The sequence below is a fragment of the Allobosea sp. CER48 genome (assembly GCF_044752385.1).
Lineage (GTDB): Bacteria > Pseudomonadota > Alphaproteobacteria > Rhizobiales > Beijerinckiaceae > Allobosea.
The window spans coordinates 1-1092 of sequence record NZ_JBIWYK010000728.1; the positions used below are offsets into that span (position 1 = coordinate 1).

General features: G+C 67.6%; 1 protein-coding gene. It reads left to right on the forward strand.

Annotated elements, in window-relative coordinates; translation table 11 throughout:
* Window positions 1-1092 (forward strand): tandem-95 repeat protein (locus tag ACIPIA_RS16840; RefSeq protein WP_400511132.1); only part of this gene is annotated, 1092 nt, incomplete at both ends.

Below are 1092 nucleotides of genomic sequence, written 5' to 3' on the forward strand. Positions count from 1 at the left end.
CACCGTCGCGATCAATCCGGACGGCACGTATACCTATACGCCGAACCCGAATTTCAACGGGCCTGACAGCTTCGCGATCACCATCACCGACAGCTCCGGCGCGACGCTGGTCGTGCCGGTCAGCTTCACCGTCACGCCGGTGGACGATGCGCCGGTCGCCAACCCCTCGCCTCTCGTCGTCACCGAGGACACCCCGGCGACGGGCAATCTGAACGCCTCCGATCCGGACGGCGATCCGCTGACCTTCACCGTGGCCGTGCCGCCGGCGAACGGCACGCTCCTGCTCAACGGCGACGGCACCTACACCTACACGCCCAACCCCAACTATTTCGGGCCGGACAGCTTCGAGATCGCGGTTTCCGACCCGCAGGGCAACACCATCCTGGTGCCGGTGAGCTTCACCGTCACGGCAGCCGACGATGCGCCCGTCGCCAATCCGCCGCCGCTCGTCGTCACCGAGGACACGCCGGCAACCGGCACGCTCGACGCCTCCGATCCCGACGGCGACCCGCTGACCTTCACGCTGAACGCCCCGCCGACCAATGGCTCCGTCGTGATCAACGGCGACGGCACCTACACCTACACGCCGAACCCGGACTTCAACGGCTCGGACAGCTTCGAGGTCGCGATCTCCGACCCTCAGGGCAACACCATCCTGGTACCGGTGAGCGTGACGGTCTCGCCCGTGAACGATCCACCGGTCGCCAATCCGTCGCCTCTCGTCGTTACCGAGGACACTCCGGCGACCGGCTCGCTCAACGCCTCCGATCCCGATGGCGACCTGCTCGGCTTCACGCTGCAGGCGCCGCCGGCCAACGGCACCGTCGTGCTCAACGGCGACGGCACCTATGTCTACACCCCTAACCCGAATTATTTCGGTGCGGACAGCTTCAGCGTCACCATCACGGACAGCGCCGGCGCCAGCATCGTCGCCTCCGTCAGCGTAACCGTGAGCGCCGCGGACGACGCCCCGGTCGCCAACCCCTCGCCGCTGGTGGTGACCGAGGACCTGCCGGCGACCGGCGCGCTCAATGCCTATGATCCCGATGGCGGACCACTGACTTTCGAGCTCACGACACCGCCCGCCGGAGG